Origin of the sequence: Uruburuella suis (assembly GCF_022870845.1) — a bacterium.
Lineage (GTDB): Bacteria > Pseudomonadota > Gammaproteobacteria > Burkholderiales > Neisseriaceae > Neisseria > Neisseria suis.
The window spans coordinates 1,283,363-1,309,238 of record NZ_CP091507.1; the positions used below are offsets into that span (position 1 = coordinate 1,283,363).

General features: G+C 55.2%; 25 protein-coding genes and 2 tRNA genes. 14 read left to right on the forward strand and 13 right to left on the reverse strand.

The genetic code is table 11. From position 1 onward, the window contains the following. Nucleotides 1–46: 46 nt before the first annotated feature. Together LVJ78_RS05695 and LVJ78_RS05700 are read right to left on the reverse strand one after the other, a co-directional pair. Nucleotides 47–1,003, reverse strand: coding sequence for an AEC family transporter (locus LVJ78_RS05695; RefSeq protein WP_132952316.1), 957 nt, complete (start codon nucleotides 1,001–1,003; stop codon nucleotides 47–49). An 89-nt stretch (nucleotides 1,004–1,092) separates the two neighbouring features. After that, nucleotides 1,093–2,733, reverse strand: coding sequence for an NAD-dependent malic enzyme (locus LVJ78_RS05700; protein WP_132952314.1), 1,641 nt, complete (start codon nucleotides 2,731–2,733; stop codon nucleotides 1,093–1,095). Between the two features lie 285 nt (nucleotides 2,734–3,018). On the opposite strand from LVJ78_RS05700, the gene LVJ78_RS05705 reads away from it, so the two are divergent. Beyond that, on the forward strand, nucleotides 3,019–3,375 hold the full coding sequence (locus tag LVJ78_RS05705) for a helix-turn-helix domain-containing protein (RefSeq protein ID WP_132952311.1): 357 nt from the start codon (nucleotides 3,019–3,021) through the stop codon (nucleotides 3,373–3,375). A gap of 50 nt (nucleotides 3,376–3,425) precedes the next feature. Here LVJ78_RS05705 and LVJ78_RS05710 read toward each other — a convergent pair whose 3' ends face one another. After that, nucleotides 3,426–4,952, reverse strand: coding sequence for a patatin-like phospholipase family protein (locus LVJ78_RS05710; RefSeq protein ID WP_132952309.1), 1,527 nt, complete (start codon nucleotides 4,950–4,952; stop codon nucleotides 3,426–3,428). A 131-nt stretch (nucleotides 4,953–5,083) separates the two neighbouring features. Further along, on the reverse strand, nucleotides 5,084–5,689 hold the full coding sequence (plsY, locus tag LVJ78_RS05715; RefSeq protein ID WP_132952530.1) for a glycerol-3-phosphate 1-O-acyltransferase PlsY: 606 nt from the start codon (nucleotides 5,687–5,689) through the stop codon (nucleotides 5,084–5,086). Nucleotides 5,690–5,746: 57 nt separating this feature from the next. Here plsY and folB point away from each other — a divergent pair, with 57 nt between their 5' ends. Further along, entirely contained in the window at nucleotides 5,747–6,109 is a 363-nt protein-coding gene (folB, locus tag LVJ78_RS05720) for a dihydroneopterin aldolase (protein WP_132952307.1), read from the forward strand. A gap of 463 nt (nucleotides 6,110–6,572) precedes the next feature. On the opposite strand, the gene rnr is transcribed toward folB, so the two are convergent. Then, on the reverse strand, nucleotides 6,573–9,020 hold the full coding sequence (gene rnr, locus LVJ78_RS05725) for a ribonuclease R (protein ID WP_132952305.1): 2,448 nt from the start codon (nucleotides 9,018–9,020) through the stop codon (nucleotides 6,573–6,575). Between the two features lie 87 nt (nucleotides 9,021–9,107). Here rnr and LVJ78_RS05730 point away from each other — a divergent pair. Beyond that, nucleotides 9,108–9,194, forward strand: a tRNA-Leu gene (locus LVJ78_RS05730). 51 nt (nucleotides 9,195–9,245) lie between these two features. After that, nucleotides 9,246–9,332: transfer RNA gene (locus LVJ78_RS05735), tRNA-Leu, on the forward strand. Between the two features lie 199 nt (nucleotides 9,333–9,531). Here LVJ78_RS05735 and purE read toward each other — a convergent pair. From purE to LVJ78_RS05755, 4 genes are all read right to left on the reverse strand, one after another. Next, the gene (gene purE, locus LVJ78_RS05740) at nucleotides 9,532–10,023 is read right to left on the reverse strand and encodes a 5-(carboxyamino)imidazole ribonucleotide mutase (RefSeq protein ID WP_132952303.1); all 492 of its coding nucleotides are present in this window, start codon (nucleotides 10,021–10,023) and stop codon (nucleotides 9,532–9,534) included. A 70-nt stretch (nucleotides 10,024–10,093) separates the two neighbouring features. Continuing rightward, nucleotides 10,094–10,774 carry a tetratricopeptide repeat protein gene (locus LVJ78_RS05745; protein ID WP_132952301.1) on the reverse strand — a complete coding sequence of 227 codons (681 nt, stop codon included), beginning with the start codon at nucleotides 10,772–10,774 and terminating at the stop codon, nucleotides 10,094–10,096. A 14-nt stretch (nucleotides 10,775–10,788) separates the two neighbouring features. Beyond that, the gene (locus LVJ78_RS05750; RefSeq protein WP_132952300.1) at nucleotides 10,789–11,457 is read right to left on the reverse strand and encodes an O-methyltransferase; all 669 of its coding nucleotides are present in this window, start codon (nucleotides 11,455–11,457) and stop codon (nucleotides 10,789–10,791) included. A gap of 101 nt (nucleotides 11,458–11,558) precedes the next feature. After that, nucleotides 11,559–11,747 (reverse strand): DUF3460 family protein, encoded by a 189-nt coding sequence (locus tag LVJ78_RS05755; RefSeq protein ID WP_132952298.1) that lies wholly within the window; start codon nucleotides 11,745–11,747, stop codon nucleotides 11,559–11,561. A 224-nt stretch (nucleotides 11,748–11,971) separates the two neighbouring features. On the opposite strand from LVJ78_RS05755, the gene LVJ78_RS05760 reads away from it, so the two are divergent. Beyond that, on the forward strand, nucleotides 11,972–13,351 hold the full coding sequence (locus tag LVJ78_RS05760) for a polynucleotide adenylyltransferase PcnB (RefSeq protein WP_132952296.1): 1,380 nt from the start codon (nucleotides 11,972–11,974) through the stop codon (nucleotides 13,349–13,351). Nucleotides 13,352–13,526: 175 nt separating this feature from the next. Here LVJ78_RS05760 and LVJ78_RS05765 read toward each other — a convergent pair whose 3' ends face one another. From LVJ78_RS05765 to LVJ78_RS05775, 3 genes are all read right to left on the reverse strand, one after another. Continuing rightward, on the reverse strand, nucleotides 13,527–14,318 hold the full coding sequence (locus LVJ78_RS05765) for a 1-acylglycerol-3-phosphate O-acyltransferase (RefSeq protein WP_132952294.1): 792 nt from the start codon (nucleotides 14,316–14,318) through the stop codon (nucleotides 13,527–13,529). A 525-nt stretch (nucleotides 14,319–14,843) separates the two neighbouring features. Then, complete coding sequence (gene nudB, locus LVJ78_RS05770) at nucleotides 14,844–15,290, reverse strand: dihydroneopterin triphosphate diphosphatase (RefSeq protein ID WP_132952292.1); 447 nt, start codon at nucleotides 15,288–15,290, stop codon at nucleotides 14,844–14,846. Further along, entirely contained in the window at nucleotides 15,287–16,735 is a 1,449-nt protein-coding gene (locus tag LVJ78_RS05775) for a mechanosensitive ion channel family protein (RefSeq protein WP_207894262.1), read from the reverse strand. Before LVJ78_RS05775 ends, nudB begins: the two co-directional genes overlap by 4 nt. Before the next feature lie 330 nt (nucleotides 16,736–17,065). Here LVJ78_RS05775 and rpsF point away from each other — a divergent pair, with 330 nt between their 5' ends. From rpsF to LVJ78_RS05810, 7 genes are all read left to right on the forward strand, one after another. Next, nucleotides 17,066–17,452 carry a 30S ribosomal protein S6 gene (gene rpsF / locus LVJ78_RS05780; protein ID WP_132952290.1) on the forward strand — a complete coding sequence of 129 codons (387 nt, stop codon included), beginning with the start codon at nucleotides 17,066–17,068 and terminating at the stop codon, nucleotides 17,450–17,452. Between the two features lie 2 nt (nucleotides 17,453–17,454). Next, nucleotides 17,455–17,751 (forward strand): primosomal replication protein N, encoded by a 297-nt coding sequence (gene priB, locus LVJ78_RS05785; RefSeq protein ID WP_132952288.1) that lies wholly within the window; start codon nucleotides 17,455–17,457, stop codon nucleotides 17,749–17,751. A 6-nt stretch (nucleotides 17,752–17,757) separates the two neighbouring features. Beyond that, on the forward strand, nucleotides 17,758–17,988 hold the full coding sequence (rpsR, locus tag LVJ78_RS05790) for a 30S ribosomal protein S18 (RefSeq protein ID WP_132952286.1): 231 nt from the start codon (nucleotides 17,758–17,760) through the stop codon (nucleotides 17,986–17,988). Nucleotides 17,989–18,006: 18 nt separating this feature from the next. Beyond that, entirely contained in the window at nucleotides 18,007–18,459 is a 453-nt protein-coding gene (gene rplI, locus LVJ78_RS05795) for a 50S ribosomal protein L9 (protein ID WP_132952284.1), read from the forward strand. Nucleotides 18,460–18,656: 197 nt separating this feature from the next. After that, entirely contained in the window at nucleotides 18,657–19,727 is a 1,071-nt protein-coding gene (gene mltB / locus LVJ78_RS05800; protein WP_132952282.1) for a lytic murein transglycosylase B, read from the forward strand. Between the two features lie 11 nt (nucleotides 19,728–19,738). Next, nucleotides 19,739–21,838, forward strand: coding sequence for a DNA polymerase III subunit gamma/tau (gene dnaX / locus LVJ78_RS05805; protein ID WP_132952280.1), 2,100 nt, complete (start codon nucleotides 19,739–19,741; stop codon nucleotides 21,836–21,838). Nucleotides 21,839–21,919: 81 nt separating this feature from the next. Beyond that, nucleotides 21,920–22,255, forward strand: coding sequence for a YbaB/EbfC family nucleoid-associated protein (locus LVJ78_RS05810; protein ID WP_132952278.1), 336 nt, complete (start codon nucleotides 21,920–21,922; stop codon nucleotides 22,253–22,255). Between the two features lie 502 nt (nucleotides 22,256–22,757). On the opposite strand, the gene hemA is transcribed toward LVJ78_RS05810, so the two are convergent. After that, nucleotides 22,758–24,011: a glutamyl-tRNA reductase gene (hemA, locus tag LVJ78_RS05815; protein WP_132952276.1), complete on the reverse strand. Its 1,254-nt coding sequence runs from the start codon at nucleotides 24,009–24,011 to the stop codon at nucleotides 22,758–22,760. 205 nt (nucleotides 24,012–24,216) lie between these two features. Here hemA and pdxH point away from each other — a divergent pair, with 205 nt between their 5' ends. Together pdxH and thiD are read left to right on the forward strand one after the other, a co-directional pair. Continuing rightward, nucleotides 24,217–24,849 carry a pyridoxamine 5'-phosphate oxidase gene (gene pdxH, locus LVJ78_RS05820; RefSeq protein WP_132952274.1) on the forward strand — a complete coding sequence of 211 codons (633 nt, stop codon included), beginning with the start codon at nucleotides 24,217–24,219 and terminating at the stop codon, nucleotides 24,847–24,849. A gap of 77 nt (nucleotides 24,850–24,926) precedes the next feature. Continuing rightward, nucleotides 24,927–25,751 (forward strand): bifunctional hydroxymethylpyrimidine kinase/phosphomethylpyrimidine kinase, encoded by an 825-nt coding sequence (gene thiD, locus LVJ78_RS05825; protein WP_132952272.1) that lies wholly within the window; start codon nucleotides 24,927–24,929, stop codon nucleotides 25,749–25,751. The last annotated feature ends 125 nt before the right edge of the window (nucleotides 25,752–25,876 follow it).

A 25,876-nucleotide genomic window follows, 5' to 3' on the forward strand; every position in this document is an offset into this window, starting at 1 on the left:
GGCCGTCTGAAACTTTTCAGACGGCCTGAGGATTAATAAAACCTGCTTAAAACATTTGCAGCAGCGTATCCACCAAAGGCACCACAATCATAAACAAAATGGTGCTGGTGGTGACCACATTAGTGGCAAAGCGCACATCGCCCTTGGCTTCGTTGGCCAAAATCGGCAACACCGCCAAGGCCGACACGGAAGATTGCACAATCAGGGTTTTCGCTTCCAATGAGGGCAGCGGCAAAATAGAGTGGCCGGCCGCAATCAGCGCCACCATAATCACCGGCGCGAGCACGAATTTGCCCAGCAGCGCGGCGGTGGTGTCTTTATCGAAGCGGATGCTTTTCAGCCCCGCATCGGCCAGCGTGATGCCGATATAAAGCAGCGAGAGCGGGGTGACGATGCTGCCCACATAACCCAGCGTGGAATGGATAAACGAGGGCACGGGAATATCGGCCAGCAAAAACACCAGCGCCACCAAAAAGCCCAGCAGCGGCGCGGGCAAGAGTTTTTTCCAGTTGAATTGCTGCCGGTGCGCCGGCTGCGGCTCGGTGCTGTCGTTGGCAATCAGAAAAGCGCCGAATGCCCAGGTGGATACGGTGTTGAGCACGTAATACACCAAAAAATAAGGCATGCTGGCCTCGCCGAACAAAGCGATATTGAGCGGCAGGCCGATGAAAATGGTGTTGGCGTTTACAATAGTGTTGATAAACACACCGCGCCGCCCGCGCCGCACTTTCAGCACTTTCACCATCAGCCAGGCAATGAAATAGCCAAACACGATAGAGAGCGCGCCGTAGATGAGGCCGTCTGAAAGCGCCATTAATTTGTCGCGGGTGAGATAAGTGAGCACCGACACAAAAATCGAAGCGGGCAGGGCGATGTTCATAATCAGCTTGGAAATATTGCCGGCGAAGCTGTCGGCAAACCAGCCTTTATTGCGCAGGTAAAACCCCAGCGCGATAATCAGCACGATAGAAAGCACGCTTTCCACAGCGGTGAGAAAAATCATAGGAAGCTCCTTAAAAAGACAAAAGGCCGTCTGAAACAATACGATGGTTTTTCAGACGGCCTTTTGCGTATCACCGATAAGCGTTTGGCTTAATCGCGGTAAACCGGCTGCCACATCGCGTCTTGCACCGCCTGAATCAGATTCGGGTGCTCGATGGTGGCCACGCCGTCGGCTTTGGCCTGCTTGGCCACAGCCACGGCAACGGTGGCCGAGCTGGCGCGCAGATTGTCTACCGGCGGCAGCAATGATGCGCCCGGTGCCGACACATCCACCTGGCCGGCCACGGCTTCGGCAGCGGCCAAAAGCATGCCGTCGGTAACGTGTTTGGCGCCCGACACAATCACGCCCAGCCCCAAGCCCGGATAAAGCAAGGCATTGTTGCCCTGGCCGATGTGGTAGCGCACGCCTTGGTATTCCACCGGCGCCACCGGAATGCCCACCGCAATCAGCGCACGGCCTTTAGACCACGGCACCAAATCGGCGGGCATCACTTCGATGCGCTCGGTGGGGTTGGAAAGCGGCAGCACAATCGGGCGCTCCACGCCGGCGCACAAGGCTTCCACCACTTCTTGCGTAAACGCGCCGTGATCGGTGGAAGTGCCGATTAAAATAGTGGGCTTCACCTGCTGCACCACGGTGAGCAAATCGATTTTGCCGTTGCGGCGCGGCCAATCTTTCACTTCGGCGGCGGGGCGGGCATAGGCTTGCTGATAATCGGGCGCGTCTTGCATGTCGTCGCTCACCAAGCCGTTGATGTCCACCAGCCACACGCGCTGCTTGGCTTCTTCGGCGCTCAAACCGCTGCGCATCATGGCCGCGTGGATTTGATCGGCCATGCCGGTGCCGGCGGTGCCTGCGCCATAAACCAGCAATCGCTGCTCGGCAAAGCTTTGTTTCGTTACTTTGAGGCCGGAAATCACCGCCGCCATCACAATCGCGCCGGTGCCCTGCATATCGTCGTTGAAAATGCGGTATTTATCGGCATTGTTCACCAAAATGCGGCGGGCGTTGCCGGGGCCGAAATCTTCAAAATGCAGCAAGGCATTCGGGTAAAGCTCGCTGGCGGTTTTGAGGTATAAATCGATAAAATCGTCATACGCTTTGCCGCTCACGCGGGCATGGCGGTTGCCCAGATAGGCCGGGTCGTTGAGCAGCGCTTCGTTATCGGTGCCCACGTCCAAATTCACCGCAATCACGCGCGCGGGGTCGATGCCGGCAGCGGCGGTGTAAACGGCCAGCTTGCCCACGGAAATATCGGTGCCATTCACGCCCCAGTCGCCGATGCCGAGAATTTCCTGCGCATCGGAAACCACCAGCAAATCAATATCCTCGGGGCCAAAGCCCAGCGTTTCAAACGAAGCGCGCACGTCTTCGGGGCGGTCGATCGATAAATACACCGCGCGCGATTGGCGGTAGTCGCCGCTCCATTTTTTAATCGCCTCGCCGATGGTGGGGTCGTACACAATCGGCAGCATTTCGGCCAAATGGTCGGTAATCACGCGGTAATACAACACTTCGTTGCGGTTTTGCAGCTGGTCGAGATAAATGTATTTTTCCAAATCGGTTTCATATTCGCTGATTTGCTTATAGGCACGGGCCGCTTGTTGATCGAGCGTTTCCACCGCAGCGGGCAAGCGGCCGACCAAGCCGAGTTGGGCACGCTGTTCATGCGTAAAGGCGGTGCCTCGGTTGGTGAGCGGGTTGGTGAGTATTTGCGGTTTTTGCGGCATAACAAACTCCTTGGATTAAGTTGATAAAGCAGCGGAAAAGTTTTTGTTTGCGTGCGTAGCGTTTCTGATGTTTGTGTGTTTGGAAATATTATTGATATTCATGTGCTTATATTTGTATGTATAATGAATACACGCACATTTTGCCCGAATTTTCTTCAATCGGGTGAATATTGCCCGATTCATGGAATTATACACATAATTCTTATTGATAAGAATTTTACGCTCTTTTTATTGTGGTTCGAATGTTTGATAGTAACCACCTTTTATTAAGGCAAGACGAGTGTTGTGAAAAATCAAAATAAAACGCACAAGTTCGGGGCGGTGATTGCTAAATACCGCAAAGCAGCAGGCATCACGCAAGCCGAATTGGCCGAAAAGCTGGAATTGAGCAATGATGCGGTATCCCGGCTCGAGCGCGGGCATATTGCGTTATCGGTGTCGCGCCTGTTTGAGCTGGCGGAAATTTTCGAATGCGATGTGGCGGATTTGCTCAACACCGGCAGCCACCGCATCCAAGATCACGAACGCCAGCTCATGGCCATGCTCAATAAACTCGACAGCAAAGAAAGAAAAAAATTGTTCGATCTGATCGAGCATCTGATTCAGTGGAAAACCAATACGCTGGAGCAAGAGCCGGAATAAAAAAGGCCGTCTGAAAAAAGTTTCAGACGGCCTTTAAATAAACCCTTCGATTATTGAACCGTTTCCACCTGCTCAAACAATTCATGCGGCTGCGCAGCATCGGCATCCGGTTTGGGCAGCGGCCCCTCGCCCACAAACCACAATGCACCCGCCGTGGCTTCCGGTGCGGCGGCCGGCGCAGCCAGTGCATTTAGCAGGCGCTTGTATTCGCCCGATTGGCGCATCAGCACGCCGGCGGCTTGCTTGGGGTCGTCCACCCGATAATGGGGCAGGTAAAAGCTGGTGGGTGTGTTGAGGGTGTTTTCGCGCAGCTGAGATTCGGGCAAGTCGCGCAGATTGAGGCTCACGAAAAACATATTCACTTCATGGCCGCCCACGCGCGCGCGCGCCTGCTCGTTCCAATAATCCACAAAGGCGCGGAAGCGGCGCAGTGATTCTTGCGAATATTGGTCGATGGGGATATTGATAATCGCATTGAGCACTTCGCTCACACCCGGCACGGCAGCGGATTTGTCGATATGGGTGTCGATTTGGTTTTGCGCATTCACATTGATAATCACCACTTTGTTGACTTTGCCTTCGCTGAACTGGCGGTAAACCGAATTGCCGGAATACACTTCGGTGCCATCCAGCAGGCTGCGCAAGCCGAGCTTGTCGGTGAGGCCACCGTCAAGCAGATGGATATAGCGGCGGTTGGGGTCTTCGTAGGTTTTGAAGCTGCTGCTGATTTCGCGCTGGGTTTGGCTCTGCAGCCGGTTATGATCGGCCGCCGCCTGCTCCGCTGCCTGGCGGATTTGCACAGGCAAAGTGTAGCCGCAATTGCCGCCATTGTTGTTGAGTGTAACCGGTGCAAATAGCAAAGGCACCGCGCTGGAAGCCGCCACGGCGCGCGCCAGCGGCAAATCAGAAAGATTCAGGCACATCGCATCAAAATATTCCTGTGTGAAATCGAGCCGCCGCCCTTGCGACATATCAGTGGCGCTGATCACAGCAAACGGGCCTTTGCGGCGCGCGGCCAAATCGCCGAAAGTGGCATCGCGGAACAGGCCGCTTTCAAACTGCTCTTGCAGCAAATCGCCGCGGCCGAATTCGGGCGAGCTCAAGCGCGGCAGGTTGGCAAACGAAAACACTTGCTTGGCCACTTGGCGCTGGAAATTCTGCTTTAAAAAGCGTTGCTCGAAAGAGGGAATGGTGTCGGCGCCGTAGAGCGAGAAATACACGGCCAGCACCGAGCCGCCCGACACGCCGTAAACCAAGTCAATTTGGTCTATCAAGCGGGTTTCCTTGCCGTTCATCCAGATTTTCTGCCGCTCCAATTCTTCCAGCACACCATAGCCCAGCGCTGCCGCGCGCGTGCCGCCGCCGGAAAACATCAAAATTACCATCATATCGCTGGTGCCGGAATCGCGCTTGTGATCCAACGCCGTCTGAAAACGGTAGCCGCTGTTCAAATCTACCTCGGAAATGGTTTCCAAAGGTTGATATTTCACCAACGAGCAGGCCGACAGAGCCAGCGCCGTGGCGGCAACCAGGCTTTTTTTAAACAGGCCGTCTGAAGAAAAGAAGCATGTTTTCATCGATATAAACTTTCAAGATGGGTTTGTAAAAAATAATTAATGCTATTTGAATGGAAAATGCCCATTCAAATAGCAAACCGGCCAAACGGTTAACGCAGCCGAGTTGCTTTTTTGATTTTTTTGAATGGGCATTATTCGGTTTTACTGCCGATTTTGCCTTCTTTGCCGCCCAGCAGATTTTTGATGTTGCTCTGATGCCGGTAGAGCACCAGCAGCGCAATGATCATCGTGGCCACCACCCAAGAGCCGTGCGGCATCAGGAAATAAGCGGCAATCGGGCTCACCAGCGTGGCCGCCAGCGCCGCGAGCGACGACACTTTAAAGCCAAACGCCATCACCAGCCACACCAGTGCGCAAATCAGCGCCACCGGCCACGATAAAGCCAAAAGCACGCCCAGTGCCGTGGCCACGCCTTTGCCGCCTTTAAAGCCGAAAAACACCGGCCACATATGCCCCACCAGCACCGCCACCGCCACCGCAGCAATGGTGGCATCGCTCAAGCCCAGCGTGTCTTGCAGCGCGCGCGCCAAAAGCACCGCCACCAAGCCTTTGAGCGCATCGCCCAACAGCGTGAGCGCCGCCGCTTTTTTCTTGCCGCTGCGCAATACATTGGTGGCACCGGGGTTGCCCGAGCCGTAGCTGCGCGGGTCGGCCATGCCGTAAAATTTAGACACAATCACGGCAAACGAGAGCGAGCCGATTAAATAAGCGGCCGCCACAGCCAATAAATTTAGCAACATAAGCATACTTTTGATTTAGAATGAGGCAACAATTCTAACGTGAAATAAAACAAAATGGATAAAATCTTTTTGCACGGTATGAAAGCCGATACCTTAATCGGCGTGTATGACTGGGAGCGCGAGCAAATGCAAACGCTGCTGCTTGATCTCGATATCGGCGTGGCCGAGCAATCTGCTGCCTCGGATCATATCGACGACACCATTCATTATGGTGATGTGTGCGAAGCGGTGCGGCAAAGCCTGCGCGAGCAGAGCTTTTTGCTGCTCGAAGCGCTGGCCGAGCACATTGCCGAATTGATTTTGCAGGATTTCGGCGCCTTATGGGTGCGCGTGCGCGTGGTGAAGCCGGGCATTTTGGCTAATGTGCGCGAAGTGGGCGTGGAAATCGAGCGGCGTGCCGATGCGGATGGCGAATAAACACACAAGCACCCGTAAAATTAATGCAGAATAGGCCGTGCCGGTGCAAGGCTTTATGCATGAAACAGGCCGTCTGAAACTTTTCAGACGGCCTGTTTGGTTGTTAAGCGAGGGCGAGTTTCATGTGTACGATTACGCCGCAAAAAGCGGGGGCGGGCGTATCTATAGTGGAATGTAAGAAAAAGTGATACGGCAGGTAGGTTGGGTTGTAAACCCAACAAATCCATGAGCCGTCTGAAACGTTGGGTTTATCAACCCAAGCCACGCCGTTGCAAAATGTAGTTTTGTGTAACTTTTTCTTGCATTTCACTATACTGCTTTGTGGAGAGCCGATGCACAGATCAGAAAACAAGTGCCGGGTTCAATAATCCTGCTCACATTTGCTGCGCAGGGTTTAAATTTGACAAAGGCCGTCTGAAAGGTTTCAGACGGCCTGCTTGATGGCTCGGCACTTGCCGGCAGATTATTTCCTGCGCTTGCGTGGTGCCGGTTTTTTCGCTGCCGGCGCGGCGGCGGTGCGGCTTTTTTTGTGTTCATCTGCGGCTTGGTTGTGCTCTTTGCTGACCAAGGTGATTTTGCCGTCGACCATTTTCAGTGCTTTGCTCTGCTTGCCCGAAGCGGCGGCTTTGGCGCTGCTGCTTTTGGCTGTTTTGGCTTGGCCGGCTTTAGCGGCGGCGGCTTTGGCGGGTGCGGCATTTTGCGGCGGCGTCTGCTTTTTGCCGCGGCCGGGTTTCTTGCCTTCACTCTCGCTGCTGATTAAGGTTAAATCAATTTTGCTGGTGTCCAAATCGGCACGGGCCACTCTGACGGTAACTTCATCGCCCATATTGAAGCGGATGCCGCTGCGCTCGCCCACCATGGCCATGATTTCGGGGCGGTAGTTGAAATAGTCTTCACCCAAATCGCTCACATGCACCATGCCTTCGATGTGGATATCGTTGAGGGTGACGAAAATGCCGAATTGCGCCATGCCCGACACGCGGCCGGTGAACACTTCGCCCACTTTGTCGCGCATGTAATAGGTTTTGAGCCAGTTTTCCACATCGCGGCTGGCATCATCGGCGCGCCGCTCGTTAAACGAGCAGCTCACGCCCAGCGCCTGCCAGGATTTCGGCGCATATTTTTCGCCGTTCAATACCGCTTTAATGGCGCGGTGCACGGTGAGATCGGGATAGCGGCGGATGGGTGAGGTGAAGTGGGCGTAGGCTTCGTAAGCCAGGCCGAAATGGCCTTCATTGCTCGGCTCGTATGCTGCTTGCTGCATCGAGCGTAGCAGCATCACTTGCAGCAGCTCTTGGTCGGGGCGGTCGGCGATTTTTTCTGCCAACGTGGCGTAATCTTTCGGCGTGGGCTTGTCGCCGCCGCCCAAATGCAGGCCGAGCAGGCCGAGCTGCTCGCGTAGGGTGGCGAGCTTTTCGGGCGTGGGCCCCAAGTGGTTGCGGAATAGCGCCGTGTGTTTGTTTTTCAGCAAAAATTCCGCCGCGCACACATTGGCTGCCAGCATGCACTCTTCAATCAGCTTGTGTGCATCGTTGCGCACCACCGGCACGATGCGCTCGATTTTGCCGCCATCGTCAAACAGCATTTGTGTTTCGGTGCTTTCAAATTCCATGGCACCGCGCTGTTGACGTTTTTTCTGCAAAATCTGAAACAGTTTATATAAAGGCTCGATTTGGGCTTTGTGCGGATAATCGCCGCCTTTTTCAATCCAGTTCCACACCTGTGTGTAGGTGAGGCGCGCATGCGAGCGCATCACGGCCGGATAAAATTTATACTCTTTGATATTGCCGGCATAAGTGACCACCATGTCGCACACCATGCACAAGCGATCCACATCGGGGTTGAGCGAGCAGATGCCGTTGGACAATTTTTCCGGCAGCATCGGAATCACGCGGCGCGGGAAATACACGCTGGTGGTGCGCTCCAGCGCGTCGGTGTCGATGGCATCGCCGGGGCGTACATAATGGCTCACATCGGCAATGGCCACAATCAGGCGGAAATTGCGGCCGATTTTTTCGGCATACACGGCATCATCGAAATCGCGGGCGGTTTCGCCATCGATGGTCATCAAGGGCAAATCGCGCAAATCCACCCGGCCTTTAATATCATTCGGGCGCACTTCATCGGGAATTTTCGCCGCTTCTTGCAGGCAGGCTTCGCTGAACACATGCGGCAGATGATGCTTGCGCACGGCGATTTCGATTTCCATGCCGCTGTCGGCATAATCGCCCAACACTTCGATAAGCTTGGCTACGGCCGGGCGGTGGCCGTCGGGATAGCTGTCGATTTCCGCCACCACCACTTGCCCTTGCTCGGGCTTGAATGCGGCTAAGCTGTCGGGCTCCAGCATAATGCTTTGGTTCAGGCGCTTGTCTTCCGGCTCCAAAATGGCGATGCCGCGTTCGATATAAAAGCGGCCGACCACTTCTTTTTGCGCCCGCTCGACAATATCGAGCACCTGGCCTTCGCGGCGGCCGCGCCTGTCGATGCCGGCCGGGCGCACGGTAACGATGTCGCCATGCATCAGCCCGCGCATTTGGCGCTCATAAAGCACGAAATCGCCCTGGCCTGTAGGGGTGAGCGGCACGGCAAAGCCAAAGCCGTCTTTATGCGCTTCCACGCGGCATTTCACCAATTCCAGCTTGTCGGCCGCACACACGGCACCGCGCCGGTTGATCAACACCTGACCGTCGCGCGCCATCGCTTTGATGCGGCGCTCGAAAAATTCTTGCTCCGCTTCGGTAATCGAGAGCTTGTTTGCTAAGGCTTCGATTTTGAGCGGCACGCCTTCTTTTTGCAGCAATTCAATCACCCACTCGCGGCTGGGGAGGGGGTGATCGTAGCGCTGTTGTTCGCGTGCCAAAAACGGGTCTTTTTCCCGCAGGCTGGGAGAGTTGGATTTTTTTTGCATTTTAGTGATTGACAATCTTTCTTTTAAATATATAATGCTCATCTTTGTTGAGGCAACACTTTAACGCAAACAACAAATTAAAGCAAAGCCCAGGTGGCGGAATTGGTAGACGCGCTAGCTTCAGGTGCTAGTATCCTCACGGGTGTGGAAGTTCGAGTCTTCTCCTGGGCACCATTTGTTTTAGTTTACACGTTAAATTTGATGTTTTGATAAATTATTTTGCAGGCCCAGGTGGCGGAATTGGTAGACGCGCTAGCTTCAGGTGCTAGTATCCTCACGGGTGTGGAAGTTCGAGTCTTCTCCTGGGCACCAGGTTAAAAAAATAAAACCGGCTTTTAGAGCCGGTTTTATTTTTTAATTTTGAAAACCGTGTGCAGGTTTTATCGGATTTTAAATATCGAAAGCCATATAAACAGGCCGTCTGAAAGATTTCAGACGGCCTGTTTATATGGCTTTTATGCTTGATTGGCTTGAATCGGTGCAACCAACCAAGGCGGCGATGTTGCCGGCATCAATCCATTATTTCGGGTAGCGCCATTTCCAGCACGGCTTCTTGTTGCGCGTGGCGGAAATCGGCCAGCTTTTGCGCCAACTTTGCGTTTTCATTGGCCAAAAGCGATATGGCAAACAAGGCGGCATTGGCCGCGCCGGCTTCGCCGATGGCAAACGTGGCCACGGGCACGCCTTTGGGCATTTGCACGATGGAGAGCAGCGAATCTTCGCCGCGCAGGTATTTGCTCGGCACGGGCACACCGAGCACGGGCACGGTGGTTTTGGCGGCCACCATGCCGGGCAGGTGGGCTGCGCCGCCGGCACCGGCGATAATGGCCTTGATGCCGCGCGCGCGTGCAGTTTCGGCATATTCAAACATCAAATCGGGAGTGCGGTGGGCGGAAACCACGCGGGCTTCGAAAGCCACGCCGAATTGCTGCAAAAATCGGGCGGCGTGCTGCATAACCGGCCAGTCGCTGTTGCTGCCCATAATGATGCCGACTTGAATCATGTGCTGCTCCTTAAGTTAATGTTATGAATAAATGAATGAGAGATAAAAGCTTTCAGACGGCCTGTTTGGTTTAACGCGGGTTCATCTGTCGGTAGGCACGTTTGGCGGCGGGGCTGTCGGGGTAAATCTGAATCAACCGGCGCCAGGTGTCGCGGGCAATGTCGCGCTGTTGCAGGCGGGTTTGGCATTGGGCCACGCTATAAAGGGCTTCGGGTGCTTGGGCGCTGCTGCGAAAGCGGTTGGCATAGCGGTTGCCGATGTTGATCACCGATTCGCAATTGGCCAAGCGCTGATGGCTTTGTAGGAGCAGATACATGCTTTGGCGGGCGGTGTCGCCGCCATTGCCGCCGCTCTCGGCATGGCGTAAAAGGGTGATGGCGGCGGCATAGTTGCCGCTGCGGTATTGTTGTTGCGCTTGTTGGTAGCGTTGCTCGGCGCTGTTGGTGTTAGGCGTGGCTGCGGGTAGGGTTTCAACGCTGCCGGCAACGGGCGGGCGGCGCGGTGCAGCTGCGGCGGCGCGCGGCGCGCTGCTTTGACGCTCGAGCTGCTGGATGCGGGTATGCAGGCTTTCCAGCTGATTTTCAAGTCGGGCAACTTGGATGCCGAGGCTGTCGATTTGTGCCTGCATATCTAGGCTGGGATAGGGAACAGAGGGCTTGGCCGGTTCGGCCGGTTGGGGGGGCACAGGCGCGGGCAGGGTGGCGCAGGCGCTGAGCAGAAGGGCAGTAGTGAGCAGGGCGGCGGTTTTCATGGCATATTTCCCTGTTATTTTTTCAACAATAAGGTGAGGCCGTCGCCCACCGGCAGCGTGATCGGCACGATGCGCGGGTCGTGCGGCAGTGCGGCGTTGAAATCCTGCAAAATGCGCAGGCTAGGCGGGCTGTGGCTGTCGGCCGGCTGCATCACGCGGCCGCCGAGCAGAATATTGTCGATGGCAATCAGGCCGCCGGGGCGCACCAATTGCAGGCAATATTCGTAATATTGCGGTGTAGGCGCTTTGTCTGCATCGATAAAGGCGATGTCGTAGCTGAGCGCTTCGCCTTGCTCGAGCAGCTCGGCCAAAGTGAGCAGCGCCGGTTGCAGATAAAGGCTGATTTTGTGCGCCACGCCGGCATCGGCCCAGCTTTGGCGGGCGATGTCGGTGAAGCTTACGTTGATGTCGCAGGCGCTGATGCGGCCGTGTTCGGGCAGGGCTAATGCCATAGCGGTGCTGCTGTAGCCGGTAAACACGCCGATTTCGAGATAGCGCTCGGCGCGCATCAGCCGGGCAAGCCAAGTGAGCAGGGCGGCCTGCTCGGGGGCGATGGCCATTTTGCCCAAGCGGTGGCCGGCGCTGCGGGCGCGCAAAGCAGCAAGCGCCGGATGCTCCGGCTCGCTGATGTTGCGCAAATAATCGGTGAGCGCCGGGTCGATATTATGGGTGTGGAGGGTCATAATCAGGCCGTCTGAATGGGTTTGGCCGGCGCTGGTGTGAATCAGGCCGCCAAGCCTTGCCGCTTGGGTGTCCGGCTCAAAAACAAACCGGCAAACCGGCCTTATTCGTCGGCCTGATAAGCGTAGGGTGGTTTGGGCAGCTCAGCGGCTTCAAAGCCGGCCTGCTCTTCGGGGCTGAGCTCGACATCCCACAGCAAAGCGCGGTTTTTCAGGCGCTGCTCGGCTTCTTGCGGGTGCTTTTCGATATAGTCGTCGATAAATTGGGTGGCGTCGGATTTATAGTGGTACATGAGGTTCTCCTTATGGGTCGCGCGTATTATAGCCGATATATTTTTTTGCGGGCAGCCTTTCGGGTATAATCATGGGCTGGTTTTTTTGATTAATGTTGTCGGAGCGTAAGCATGCTCTGAGGCCGTCTGAAACCTTTGCACGCTTATTTGCATCAGATAAGCGCGCAAAGGTTTTAATGAAACCGCTGCGTTTCAGACGGCCTGTTTTAATTAAAGTGAATATTATGTTGAAAAAATGGCTACACAAAGTGTTGCCGGGCAAAAGCGCCAAAGCGCGTGCCCATAAAGATGTGCTCGATTTCAGCGAACACGGTATCCGTGCCGATATGCTCAGCTTTGCGGCGGAAAAAGTGGTGCGTCGTCTGCATCATGAAGGCTTTGAGGCTTATGTGGTGGGCGGCGCGGTGCGCGATTTGCTTTTGGGCATCGAGCCGAAAGATTTTGATGTGGCCACCAATGCCACGCCCGAAGAGGTGCGCAAGGTGTTTCGCCGCAGCCGCATTATCGGGCGACGCTTTCAGATTGTGCATGTGATGGTGGGGCCGGAAACGATCGAAGTAACCACTTTCCGCGGTGGCGGCCAGGTGCAGCAAAACGAACACGGCCGCATTATGAAAGACAACACCTATGGCAATATGGAAGAAGATGCCATGCGGCGCGATTTCACCTGCAATGCGCTCTATTACGACCCGGTGCGGCAGAAAATCGTTGATTTTCACGACGGTGTGGCCGACATCAGGGCGCGCCGGCTGGTGATGATAGGCAACCCCGCCGCGCGCTATCAGGAAGACCCGGTGCGCATTTTGCGGGCGGTGCGCCTTTCGGGCAAGCTGGGCTTTGAGGTGGATGAAGCCACCGCCGAGCCGATACACGGTTATGCAGGCCGTCTGAAACAAGAGCCGGTGGCGCGGCTTTTCGATGAAATCATGAAGCTTTTGTTTTCCGGCCATGCCCGCCAATGCCTGAAGCAATTGCACAAGCTGGGCGTGGATGCCGATATCCACCCGCTGCTCACCGCCTTGCAGCAAAGCGGCCAACACAAGCAGCAAAACATTGTGGCGCTGGCGCTGAACAACACCGATGAGCGTTTGCGTGCCGATAAATCGGTGTCGGTGGGCTTTGTGCTGGCGGCGGTTTTGTGGCCGCAGCTCGACGGCCATTGGCAAAACAATCTGGCGCAAGGACAAAAAAGCGCGGCGGCCATGAATGCGGCCATCATCGATTTGCGCGACGATATTGAAAAAGGCTGGGGCGTGCCGCAGCGCTTTGCCGCCACCATGCGCGAAATCTGGACCTTGCAGCCGCAGTTTGACAACCGCAAAGGCGCGCGCCCGCATCGTTTGCTGGCGCAGCCGCGTTTTCGTGCTGCTTACGATTTTTTGATGCTGCGCGATCAATTAGGCGAGGTTGAGGAAGGCTTGGCGCAATGGTGGACCGTATTCCAGCATGCGGCGGATGACAAGCGCAACGAAATGAGCGCCGGCAGCGGCCGCAGCCACGAAGCCGCCATGCCTTCGGCTGACGGCAATCTTGGCGACGCACCCAAGAAAAAGCGCCGCCGTAAACCGCGCAAACGCAAGCCGGCCGGTGCGGCGGCGGAATAATTTGCTGTGTAAACAGAGTTGGATGTTGTCGGCAGTTTGATAAAAGAGCGCACTTTTCAGGTGCGCTTTTTTTGTGGAGAGGCCGTCTGAAAAGGTTTCAGACGGCCTTTGGCTGAATAAATGCCCATGAAGAAATAATCTGTTTTAATCTGCACACTTCATCGGCTTTTGCCATTCAGGCGGCGGCATCGGCGGTGAGCGGGCTGTCTTCCATCACTTTGCTGCGCACAAATTGCTCGGATTGTTCTTTGAGCATATAGCGGTCGATGCCGGGATAATCCTGCGGGTTCAGCGGCTTGGCAAAGTCAACGCGCACATGGATTTCGGGCATCGACACAATGCGCCACAGCGAGCGGAATAAATTCATGCTTCCGGCATAGGATGGTGCGGTGGTGCGCCGGCCTTGGTGGTCGTAATAGCGCAGGGCGATGCTTTGTATGGCCGAGCCGCTGTCGATGGCGGCTTGATAAAGCGCGGCCTTGAAAGGCAGCACTGCTTCGCCGTTCGAGGTGCGTGCTTCGGGGAAAAAGCTCACGTTTTGACCTTGCTGCAAGGCGGCGGTAACGGCTTTTTTAATCGGCTCGATGTCTTTGCGCGAGTTGCGGTTGATAAACACAGTGCCGGCGTTGCGCCCCATTTTGCCCAGCACCGGCCAGCGGCTGATTTCCTGCTTGGCGATAAAGCTGCTCGGATAAAGTGCGCTGAGTGCGAAAATATCCAGCCAGGAAACGTGGTTGGCCACCACGAGCGTGCCCGACACATGAAAATGCTCGGGCGGCGTGGCCACATCCAGCTTGATGCCCAGCGCTTTGAGTGCGCCGCTGCCCAGCTTGATAATGGCTTGGTCGCGCTCTTGGGGGCTGTCGCCGTCGATTTTACGCAGATCGCAACCGGTGGCAAACAGCCACGCGGCCATGCGGGCAAGGCGGAGGAAACGGAGGCGGAGCGGGGCTTTGTTGGCAGACATTGAATGGGCTTGAATGAGTGATAAGGTTAAACGTGAGAAAACATATGGCTTTTGCATGGCGCTTTCTTTAAGGATTTGTTTGCATTTCATCCGCGCTTTTGAGCCAAAATGTTGCCGTTTGATGAAATGCAGGTAGAGCCTAGGGTCTGTTCACATTTCATCACGCGGCAATATTTTGGCTCAAAAACGCGCCTGCTGCGTTGAAAATGCTCGCAAGGTGTCCAACCTTGCTGTGCTTTTCGCCTTGCAGCCACGCTTTTGCGCTCAAAATCTTACTCGCGGATGAATTGTGAACAGACCCTAATGCGGCGGTAAGTATATTATAAGCAGATGGCTTTTGCTTGCCCAAAGCGCCCGACCGGCATTAAAAAAGTGTTAAGAAGCCTTTAAATCGGTATTGCGGCAAAAGGCTTGTTTTCGAGTGGCGATTTTGACGGCGTGGAAAAAGGCCGTCTGAACATATGATGCGGAAAGCTGTTCAGACGGCCTCGGATATGATGTATCGGTTATGATGTATCGGTTAAATTAAAGATGTTCGGCTAATTCCAAAATAGCCTGGCGGTTGGAGGGGGAAAACACTGTTTCTGCCGCAGCTGTGTGCTCCAGCCAGCAAAAAGCGGTGTGCTCTTTGCTAAGCTTAATGACGGTGTCGGGCGCAATGCGGGCGGAAAATACATGCTCGGTGTTGCGGGTGATGCCGGGCGGGTAGCGGTGGCGCCAATGCGGATAAATTTCGTATTGCCGGCTTTGCTGCCAATCGTGCAGCTGGCCGTCTGAAAGGGTGATGCCGGTTTCTTCCTGCACTTCCCGCAGAGCGGTTTGGCTCAAGGTTTCGCCGGCTTCGATGCTGCCGGTGACCGATTGCCAAAAGCCGGCGCGATCGGCACGCTCGATCAGCAATATGTTGCCGTTGCCGTCGTGCAACACCACCAATACTGACACGGGCTGTTTTAATGGTTTGGCCGCGCTCATGAATGCGCTCCGTGCTCATTATCGGGCTCGTCTGAGCGCGTGCTGCTGCGGGCTTTCAGGCCGGCGTGCAACATGGCGGCATCGCTCGGCTCGGGGGCGTCGTTGAGAATACGTATTTCGCGTTGCGGAAACGGAAACTCAATGCCGTTTTCATTAAAGCGCGCCCAAATATCCAATAAAATAGCGGAAAACAAACCCAAAAAGCCGTTTTCCGGGTCGCGCACCCAAAAGCCTACGCGCAGGTTTACGCCGTTGTCGGCAAATTCAACCAAAAAAGCTTTGGGCGCAGGGTCGGTTTCCACCCGCTCTTGGGCGGCAGCGGCTTCTTCAAGTATGCGCATGGCTTGTGTCAAATCGGTGTGGTAGGCTACTTGGATGTTGAGGTTTTGCCACAGCGATTTGCCGGTGTACGATTCATTAATCACGGTGGAAGTAACAAACGTTTCGTTCGGAATCAGCGCTTCAGAGCCGCCGGCGCTGCGCAACACCACAAAACGAGAGGTGATTTTGGTAACGTAGCCGGTGAAGTCGTTAACAGTCAGGCGGTCGCCCGGGCGGATGGAGCGGTCGCCCAAAATGATAAAGCCCGAAATATAATTGCTGGCCACTTTTTGCAGGCCGAAGCCGATGCCCACACCGAGCGCACCGCTAAACACCGACAACACGGTAAGATTGATGCCCACCAGCGGCAGCGCAATCAGCACTGCCAGCGTCACCAGCACCGTGGTGACCACTTTCGAGAGCACGATGCGCAGATTCATATCGAGCCGGTTGCTGTTCATCAGCCGGCTGTTGATGGTGCGCGAAAGCCAGAGGGCAAACACCATAATCACCGCCACCCACACCAAGCCGGTGAGTATGGTGTAGAGATTGAGCGTGATGGAGCCGATGGGCAGCTGCACGCTTTTGAGCATATTGATTACCACATCATCGATGCCGGAAATCCACAATACAAAAGACACCCACAACACCCCTGAGAGCGTGCTTTCGAGCATATCGGTGATTTTATTGTTGGGCAGCGCCGCATGCACCACGGCCAGCAAAAGCCGGATAATAATCATCCAGCGCGCCGCCATCACCAAAAGCTGCAACCACACGCCATTGAAGCCCAGAGCCGTCCAAGTAAACAAGGCGGCAACGGCAGCGGCCAGCAGCATCAGCGGCCACAACACCCGCCTGCCGATGTGGCTCAAGGCCGCCCATTTCGTGGGCTTTTGCGCACGGCGGCCGATTAGATAGCCCGAGAGCCAATAAGTGAGCACCATCAGCGCAATGCAAGTGCCCAGCTCTATCCAGCCCAGCGGCTGATTGAAGCTGCGCTCGAGCAGATGAGAGGCAAAGCGCTCGCGGGCAAACAAATGGGTGAAGAAATCCACCAGATTGGCACCGGTGTTTTTGATGATTTCCGTGCTTTGGGCGGAAACCTGGTTGAGGGTGTCGGACATAATTATGTTTATGCTTCAAAAATAAATGTGTGTTCAAGCTGCAAAACGCAGCGGCTTTCAGACGGCCATCATTATAAGCGCCGTACAATGCGCTCGGATAGCATGCCTGCGTAAAGATTTTGCCGGTGCAGGCAAGCGGCGGCGCTTGGTCATCCGAGCCTGTTTTGAGCCGGATAGGGCGAAAGTAACACAAATAAGCCGCATTTTGAGATTTTAACAGTGTTAATCCTTGCGTTAAAATGCGGCGGCAATTATAATCTTTCGTTTTGCAACCTTGCCTTTTGCTTTTCGCATGGCCAAAGGCTGTTTGATAAACCGTAAGGAGATAACATGCGTCATTATGAGATCGTGTTTATCGTTCACCCTGATCAAAGCGAGCAAGTGCCCGCTATGGTTGAACGCTACAAAACCATGATTACCGAAGCCGGCGGCACCATTCACCGCCTGGAAGATTGGGGCCGCCGCCAACTGGCTTACCCGATCAACAAAATCCACAAAGCACACTATGTTTTGATGAACATCGAAGCCACGCCTGAAGTGGTGGAAGAGATTGAAACCGCTTTCCGCTTCAACGATGCGGTGCTGCGTCATCTGACCATCAAAACCAAACATGCCGTTACCGAAGCTTCTCCGATGATGAAAGACGAGAAGTCTAAAAGCCTGCTGAGCAACAGCGGCGCGGCTGAAGAAGCTAAAGAAGAAACTGCCGAAGCTTAAGATTGAACAATCTTTTCACCCTTACCGCACAAATCGCCCAAACCGGCGAAGTGCGCTACACACCCGCCGGCATTCCTGTGCTGGATATGGTGCTCAAACATGAATCTTGGCAGCAGGAAAACGGCCAGCAATGCCTGGTGAAGTTTGAAATGCCGGCCAAAATCATCGGTAAGGAAGCTTTGCAGTGGCAGCATGGGCAAAACATGATGGTGGAAATCACCGGCTTTCTCGCACAGAGAAGCCAGCGCTACACCCGGCCCGTGCTGCGGATACAGAACATTCAAGAATATAAAGGTTAAACGACAATGGCTCGTCAATCATTCAAACGCAGAAAATTCTGCCGTTTTACGGCTGAAAAAATCCAAGAAGTGGATTACAAACAAGTAGACCTGTTGAAAGATTTTATCGCTGAAAACGGCAAAATCATTCCCGCCCGCATCACCGGCACCAAAGCAGGCTACCAACGTCAACTGTCTGTTGCGGTTAAACGCGCCCGTTTCCTGGCGCTGTTGCCCTACACCGACCAACACAAATAATTGACGGAGAAAAGTAACATGCAAATCATTCTGTTAGAAAAAATCGGCGGCCTGGGCAACTTGGGTGACGTGGTAACCGTGAAAAACGGCTACGCCCGCAACTTTCTGATCCCCAGCGGCAAAGCCAAGCGCGCTACCGCAGCCAACCTGCAAGAGTTTGAAGCGCGCCGCGCCGAGCTGGAAGCCAAGCAAGCCGAAATTTTGGCCGATGCGCAAGCCCGCCAAGAAAAACTCGACGGCCAAACCATCACCGTGGCTCAAAAAGCCGGTGTAGACGGCCGCTTGTTCGGCTCCGTAACCAATGCCGACATCGCCGATGCGATTCGCGCTGCCGGTGTGGAAGCCGCTAAAGCCAATGTGCGCCTGCCCGAAGGCCCTTTCAAAGCCGTGGGCGAATACGAAGTGGAAGTGGCGCTGCACACTGATGCCGTAGCCAAAATCACCGTTGCCGTGGTGGCTGCTGTAGAATAATCTGCGCAGATTAGCAGTTTATATAAAAGGCCGTCTGAATCTTTCAGACGGCCTTTCTGTATTAAAGATTGCCGTTCAGATGCGCTGCACGAAGCGGCGCAAACAAAGCTGTTTAGGCGTAATCTGTGCTTTAACCCCCACGGTAAATTTGATACACTGCGTGCTGATTGAGTTTAATGAAAACCGGATGTGACGATATGAAAAAATTCGCCATAGGGCTGTTGGCGCTGGCCTTGGCCGCCTGCAGCAGCCAGCAGCAGCCCGCCGAAACATCGGAAACCCTGCTGCCGCCGATCGGCGGCAAACGCCCCGTGTTTGACGCTGCCGCCGAATCGGTGGCCATCAGCGGCTTCAACGGCAATGCCAATGTGCAGCGCTTTATTGATTATGAAGTGCAAAGCGGCCAATTCACACGCCACGAGCTGGAAAACTTTTTCGGCGGCGTGGAATACAAAGGCAATATCGTCAATATTATGAACCGCCCCGGCACCTCGCGCCCGTGGTATGAATTTCGCCAAGCCAATGCAGGCGGCACCCGTGTGAGCGCAGGCCGGCGTTTTTATGCCCAGAATAAAGGCGTGATCGACGCGGTGGCGAAAAGCTACGGTGTGCCCGCAGAAATCATCGTGGCGATTGTGGGCATCGAAACCAACTACGGCACCAATATGGGCAGCTTCCGTGTGGCCGATTCTTTGAGCACGTTGGCATTTGATTATCCGCGCCGAGCCGAATTTTTCCAAAAAGAATTAAACGAATTCCTATTGATGACCAAAGCGGAAAAGCGTGATGTCTACAGCTTTAAAGGCAGCTATGCCGGCGCCATGGGCATGCCGCAGTTTATGCCCTCGAGCTTTCGCAAATATGCCGTAGATTACGATGGCGACGGCTTTCACGATATTTGGAACAATGTAGGCGATGTGGCCGCATCAGTGGCCAATTATATGAAAGCGCACGGCTGGCAAACCAACGGCAAAATGGTGGTGCCGGTTACGCTCACCATCAATCAAGAGCTGCAAGGCATTATCGATGAGAAAACCGCGCTCACCCGCACCGTGGCCGATTTCAAACGTTTGGGTGTACAGCCGCAGGAAGTGGTGGGTGACCACGAAAAAGCCATTCTTTATCGGCTCGAAACCAGCCCAGGCGTGTATGAATACTACCTCGGCCTCACCAATTTTTATGCGGTTTGGCAATATAACCACAGCCGCATGTATGTTACCGCTGTGCGCGACATTGCCAACGGTGTCAGCGGCGATTACCGCCTGTAAAACGGAGCAACATGGCTTATCAAGTTCTCGCCCGTAAGTGGCGGCCGAAAACCTTTGCCGATTTGGTCGGCCAAGAGCATGTGGTGAAGGCTTTGCGCAATGCGCTCGACAAAGGCCGCCTGCATCATGCTTATCTGCTCACCGGCACGCGCGGCGTGGGCAAAACCACGATTGCGCGCATTTTGGCCAAAAGCCTTAACTGCGAGCAGGGGCAGCACGGCGAGCCTTGCGGCGTGTGCGCCAGCTGCACCCAGATCGATGCCGGCCGCTATGTGGATTTGCTCGAAATCGATGCCGCATCAAACACCGGTATCGACAATATCCGCGAAGTGCTGGAAAACGCCCAATATGCGCCCACCGTCGGTAAATATAAAGTTTATATCATCGATGAAGTGCACATGCTCTCGAAAAGCGCGTTTAACGCCATGCTCAAAACGCTGGAAGAGCCGCCCGAGCATGTGAAATTCATTCTCGCCACCACCGATCCGCACAAAGTGCCGATTACTGTGCTCAGCCGCTGCCTGCAATTTGTGTTGCGCAATATGACCACGCAGCAAGTGGCGGCGCATTTGGCGCATGTGCTGGAAAGCGAACAAGTGCCGTTTGAGCCCGCTGCCGTGCAGCTGCTCGGGCGCGCGGCCATGGGCTCGATGCGCGATGCTTTGAGTCTTTTGGATCAGGCGATTGCCATGGGCTCGGGCAGCGTGGCCGAGCAAGATGTGCGCCAGATGATAGGCGCGGTAGACAAGCGCTATCTTTATGAATTGCTGCAATATATTGTGAACCAAGATGGCGAAGCGCTGCTGGAAAAAGCGCAGGAAATGGCTGCGCGCGCTATCGGCTTCGACAGCGCATTGAGCGAATTGGCGATGCTGCTGCAACGCTTGGCGCTGCTCAAAACCGTGCCTGCCGCGCTGGCTGACGACCCCGAACATGAAACCCTTGCCCGCTTGGCACAGTATTTGAGCGGCGAGCAGATTCAGCTTTATTACCAATGTGCCATTCACGGCAAACAGGATTTGAGCCTAGCGCCCGATGAATACGCCGGCTTTGTGATGACGTTGTTGCGCATGCTGGCTTTTGCGCCGATGGCGGCCAAGGCGCATAGCAGCGAGGGCATTATCGAGGGCACGCAGCTGCATAATCCGCAGGAGGATGCCGCCGCAAAAAAGCCCCTGATTCTGCCGGATAGCCCGGCGCTGCCTGCGGTTGCGCGGCCGTCTGAAAACCTTGCCGCCAATGAGCCGCTTAAGCCTGCAGCAGAAGACACCTCGCCGTGGGAAGCGCCGCCTGAGGCAGAAGTGGCGATGCATGCCGAAGCGGCCATATCTGAACTTGAGCCTGCTACATCCGCCACACAAACCCTGTCGGATGAGCCGACGCCCGTGGTTGCGGAAACAGAAGAGCTACCGGCAGAGCCGCTGATAGAGCCGGTACAAGCTTGGGCGGAAGCATCGGACATGATGCCGTCTGAAAGCGTGGGCGAGCTTGCGGATGTTGTGGCGGCCGATGAGTTTTCTGCGGCCGAAGCGGTGCAAGAAGCGGTTTATTTCGGCGATGACGAAGTAGATGAGGAATATGCCGATTATCCGCACCTTGATGCCGCGCCCGTTTTGGCGGCTTTAAATGAAAGCGGCGACAACAGCGAAAATGAAGAAGAGGCCGAAGCCGAAGCGCCTGAATTCGAGCCATTGCCTGCTTTTGACGGCGAACATTGGGCCGCGATGGTACGCCGCTTGGCGCCCAAGCTCGGCGCGGCGCAAATGGTGGCGCAGCATGCCGCGTGGGTGCGCTATGATGAGCCGCAACAATTGCTGATGCTCTCGCTCACCGATGAGGCGCGCGCCACCAGCAATAAAGAGCGCCTAGATAAAATCCGCGACACGCTCTCCGATGCTTACGGCGTTGCCCTGAAGCTGCAAACCGAGCCTTGGCGTGATGATGCGGGCTGGGAAACACCGCTTATGCGGCGCAAGCGTTTGCAGCAAGAAGGCCGCCGGCAAGCGCAAATGCTTTTGGAAGCAGATGCAGCGGCACAAGATATTTTGCGTTTGTTTGATGCGCAATGGCTGCCGGACACATTGGAATTGGCCGGGCAGGACGAGCAATAAGCGCAATACAAACCATGCCGTCTGAAACGGGATATGGCTTTCAGACGGCCTTAATCATGATTTTTTAAACAGGAGTAAAACATGTTCGGAAAAGCCGGATTGGGCGGGCTGATGAAGCAGGCCCAGCAAATGCAGGAAAATATGAAAAAAGCGCAAGCCAAGTTGGCGGAAACCGAAGTGTCGGCCGAAGCGGGCAACGGCTTGGTGAAAGTGACCATGACGTGCAACCATGTGCTGCGCCGCCTTGAAATCAGCGAAGAATTGATTCAGGAAGCCGCTGATGATAAAGAAATGCTGGAAGATCTGATTCTGGCTGCCATCAACCAAGCCGGTGCGTTGGCCGAAGAAACCACCAGCAAAACCATGGGCGCATTCACCCAAGGCCTGCCGCCGGGCATGGGCGATTTTTTTAAATAAAAATGAAAAGCAGGCCGTCTGAAAATGTTTTCAGACGGCCTGCTTGATGCCTGAGGGCTGCACTCTGTTTTTCTGCACTCAATGCATTTTGTGCAGCACCGTAATAAACGCGCATACGCTTTTTTGTTCAATAACAAGGCCGTCTGAAACATTTATTGTTCAGACGGCCTTGGCTTCTGTTATACCAATTCAAATATACCAATTCAAAAAAAGTAAGCTAACAAGGCGGCGAGCCGTAGACAGTACAGATAGTACGGCAAGGTGAGATAACGAAGTTAGGTTATTTTTTTGGATTGGTATTATTGGAAAGTTGATTGAGGTGCCGATAGTGAAATGCATAAAAAACGGCTGCGAATGGTAGCTTGGTTGATAAGCCCAATGTTTGAGACGGCTTGTAGATTGGTGGTTTTCAACCCAACCTACCCGCTGTATCACTTTTTTATGCATTTCACTATAGGTTGGGTTTGGCAACCCAACCTACGCCGGTGATTTTCTACTGCCGTTATTCCGGATGCTCGAGGTGGTAGATTTGCGCCACGGCCTCGACCAAATCGCTGTCGTTGGCACCGGCTTTATTGAGCGTGCGGGTGGGGGAATGCAGCAGCTTGTTGGTGAGCTGCACGGATAAGCGCTCGAGCACTTCTTCGGGCGGCGTGCCTTTGGCCAGCTGCTTCATGGCGTTTTCCAGCACTTGGCGGCGGGCGCGTTCGCCCTCGTCGCGCAGGGCGCGGATAAGCGGCACGCTTTGGCGGCTTTTTTGCCAATCGATAAATTCGGCCACTTTTTGCGACACCATCACTTCGGCTTCAGCAGCGGCTTTTTGGCGCGCTTCTTTGCCTTGCTGCACGATGCCCATCATATCGTCGACGGTGTAGAGATAGGCATCGTTTAATTCGCCCACTTCTTCTTCGATGTCGCGCGGCACCGCCAAATCGAGCATAAACACCGGCATATGGTGGCGCTGGCGCAATGCGCGCTCGACCATGCCTTTGCCGACAATGGGCAGCTGGCTGGCGGTGGACGACACCACCACGTCGTATTCGTGCAAAATGGCCGGCAATTCGGCCAGCAAATGCGGCTCGGCATTAACGCCCAGCTTTTCGCACAATTCTTGCGCCCGTGGCAGGGTGCGGTTGGCCACGGCCATCAGCTTGGGATTTTTGGCGGCAAAATAAGTGGCCACAAGCTCAATCATTTCACCTGCGCCGATAAACAGCACATTCAAATCGGCCACATCGGGGAAAATCTGCTCGGCCATTTTCACCGAAGCGGCGGCCATCGACACGGAATTTTCGCCCACCGCCGTGCCGGTGCGCACTTCTTTGGCCACGGCAAAGGTTTTTTGAAACAAGGCATTAAGCCAAGTGTCGAGCGCGGCTTGCTCTTGCGCCACGCGCACGGCATCTTTAATCTGCCCTAAAATCTGCGGCTCGCCCAACACCATCGAATCGAGCCCGCAGGCCACGCGGAAAGCGTGGCGTATGGTGTCGCTGCAACCGTAGGTGTAAAGATAGGGGCGGATTTCGTCGATGTTGAGATTTTGATATTCGGCCAGCCATTCGATCACACGCTCGGCATCGCCCACGCAATAAAGCTCGGTGCGGTTGCAGGTGGACAAAATCACCGCTTCGGCGGCGGCGCGGCTTTCAATCAGCCCGCGCACGGCATCGGGCAGCGTGACTGCGGCAAACGCGAGCTTTTCGCGTATGCTCAGCGGCGCGGTTTGGTGATTGAGGCCGATGGCGGTGAGTTGCATGATGAGGCGGGCAGGTTGGAAAACGCGCTATTGTACCGCAAAGTGCGATTAATTTAAATGCTTGGCCCGATAGTCGGAAATAAAAACAGACCGGCAAAATATCTGAAAACAAAAGGCTTTCAGACGGCCTATTGATTAATGACGCACGGCTGGTTATCCTGTTAACAAAATATGGCCAAAGAGGCCGTCTGAAAGAAAGCTGAATATGGATTTACACAATATCCGCGCCGATTACAGCAAGCAGGAATTATCGGAGCAAGAATGCGATGCCAGCCCGCTGGTGCAATTTGAACGCTGGCTGAATGAGGCGGTGCGCGCCGAGGTGAACGAGCCCACCGCCATGAATGTGGCCACGGTGGGCGAAGACGGCCGCCCGAGCAGCCGCATGGTGTTGCTGAAAGAAGTGAATGCGCAGGGCTTTGTGTTTTTCAGCAATTACTTGAGCCGCAAGGGGCGCGCGCTTTCGGCGCATCCGTTTGCCGCTTTAACGTTTTTCTGGCCCGAATTGGAGCGGCAGGTGCGCGTGGAAGGGCGGGTGGTGTTGCTGGATGAGGCCGCATCCGACGAATATTTCAAAAGCCGCCCCTACACCAGCCGCATCGGCGCTTGGGCGAGCGAGCAGAGCAGCGTGATTGCCGGCAAATCGGTGCTGGTGGCGCGCGCCGCCGCCGTCGGCCTCAAGCACCCGATCAGCGTGCCGCGGCCGCCGCATTGGGGCGGCTATGTGGTGCTGCCCGAGCGGCTGGAATTCTGGCAGGGCCGGCCCAGCCGCCTGCACGACCGCATTCAATACCGCCTCGAAAACGAAAGCTGGCTCAAAGAGCGGCTGGCACCTTGAGTAATTTCAGACTGCAGGCCGTCTGAAACTTTTTGTTTGCAAAGGCTTATCGAGTAAAGAATAAAAGGAATCCACCCATGCAGCAAAGCAAACCTTTTCCGCGCGTGTTGACCATTGCCGGCTCTGATTCCGGCGGCGGCGCAGGCATACAGGCCGATTTGAAAACCTTTGGCGCGCTGGGCGCTTACGGTGCCAGCGTGATCACTGCGGTGACCGCGCAAAACACGCAAGGCGTGCAGGGCGTGCATGTGGTGCCCGCGGCCATGATTGCCGCCCAATGCGATTCTGTGTTGAGCGACATCCGCATCGATGCGGTGAAAATCGGCATGCTGCCCGATGTGGAGAGCATCAAAGCCGTGGCGCATGCTTTGCGCGAATATCCGGTGCCGTTTGTGGTGTTTGATCCCGTGCTGGTGGCCACTTCGGGCGATTCGCTGGCGCTGGAAAACACGCTGGATGCCTTATGCGGCCTGTTGCTGCCGCTGGCCGATGTGGTGACACCCAATCTGAACGAGCTCGCGCAGCTCACCGGCAATGCTTTGGCGCAAGACGAAGCCGAAATGCTCGCGCAAGGGCGGCAGCTGCTGGCCAAAGGCGCTAAAGCGGCGCTGCTCAAAGGCGGCCATTGGCAGGGCTGCGAAGAGGCGCGCGACTGGCTGGTGCAAGAAGCGGCCGACCCGCAATGCTTTGTCAACGCCCGCGTGCCCACCGCCAACACCCACGGCACCGGCTGCACGCTGGCTTCGGCCATTGCCGCACTCTATCCGCACCGACGCAACCTGAATTTCGCCGTGGCCGCCGCCAAAAGCTATTTGCACGGTGCGATTGCATCGGGGCAATATTGGCATGTGGGGCAGGGCGCGGGGCCGTTGGCGCATTTTTGGCGCACCGTGCGCGATTAGAATTTGAATGCAAGGCCGTCTGAAAGAGCGGTTTCAGACGGCTTTTGTGTGTCATGCGTACTACGGTTGCTGCATATAAGGTAAGGCTGTCTGAAAGAGAAGTTTCAGACGGCTTTTGTTCGTCA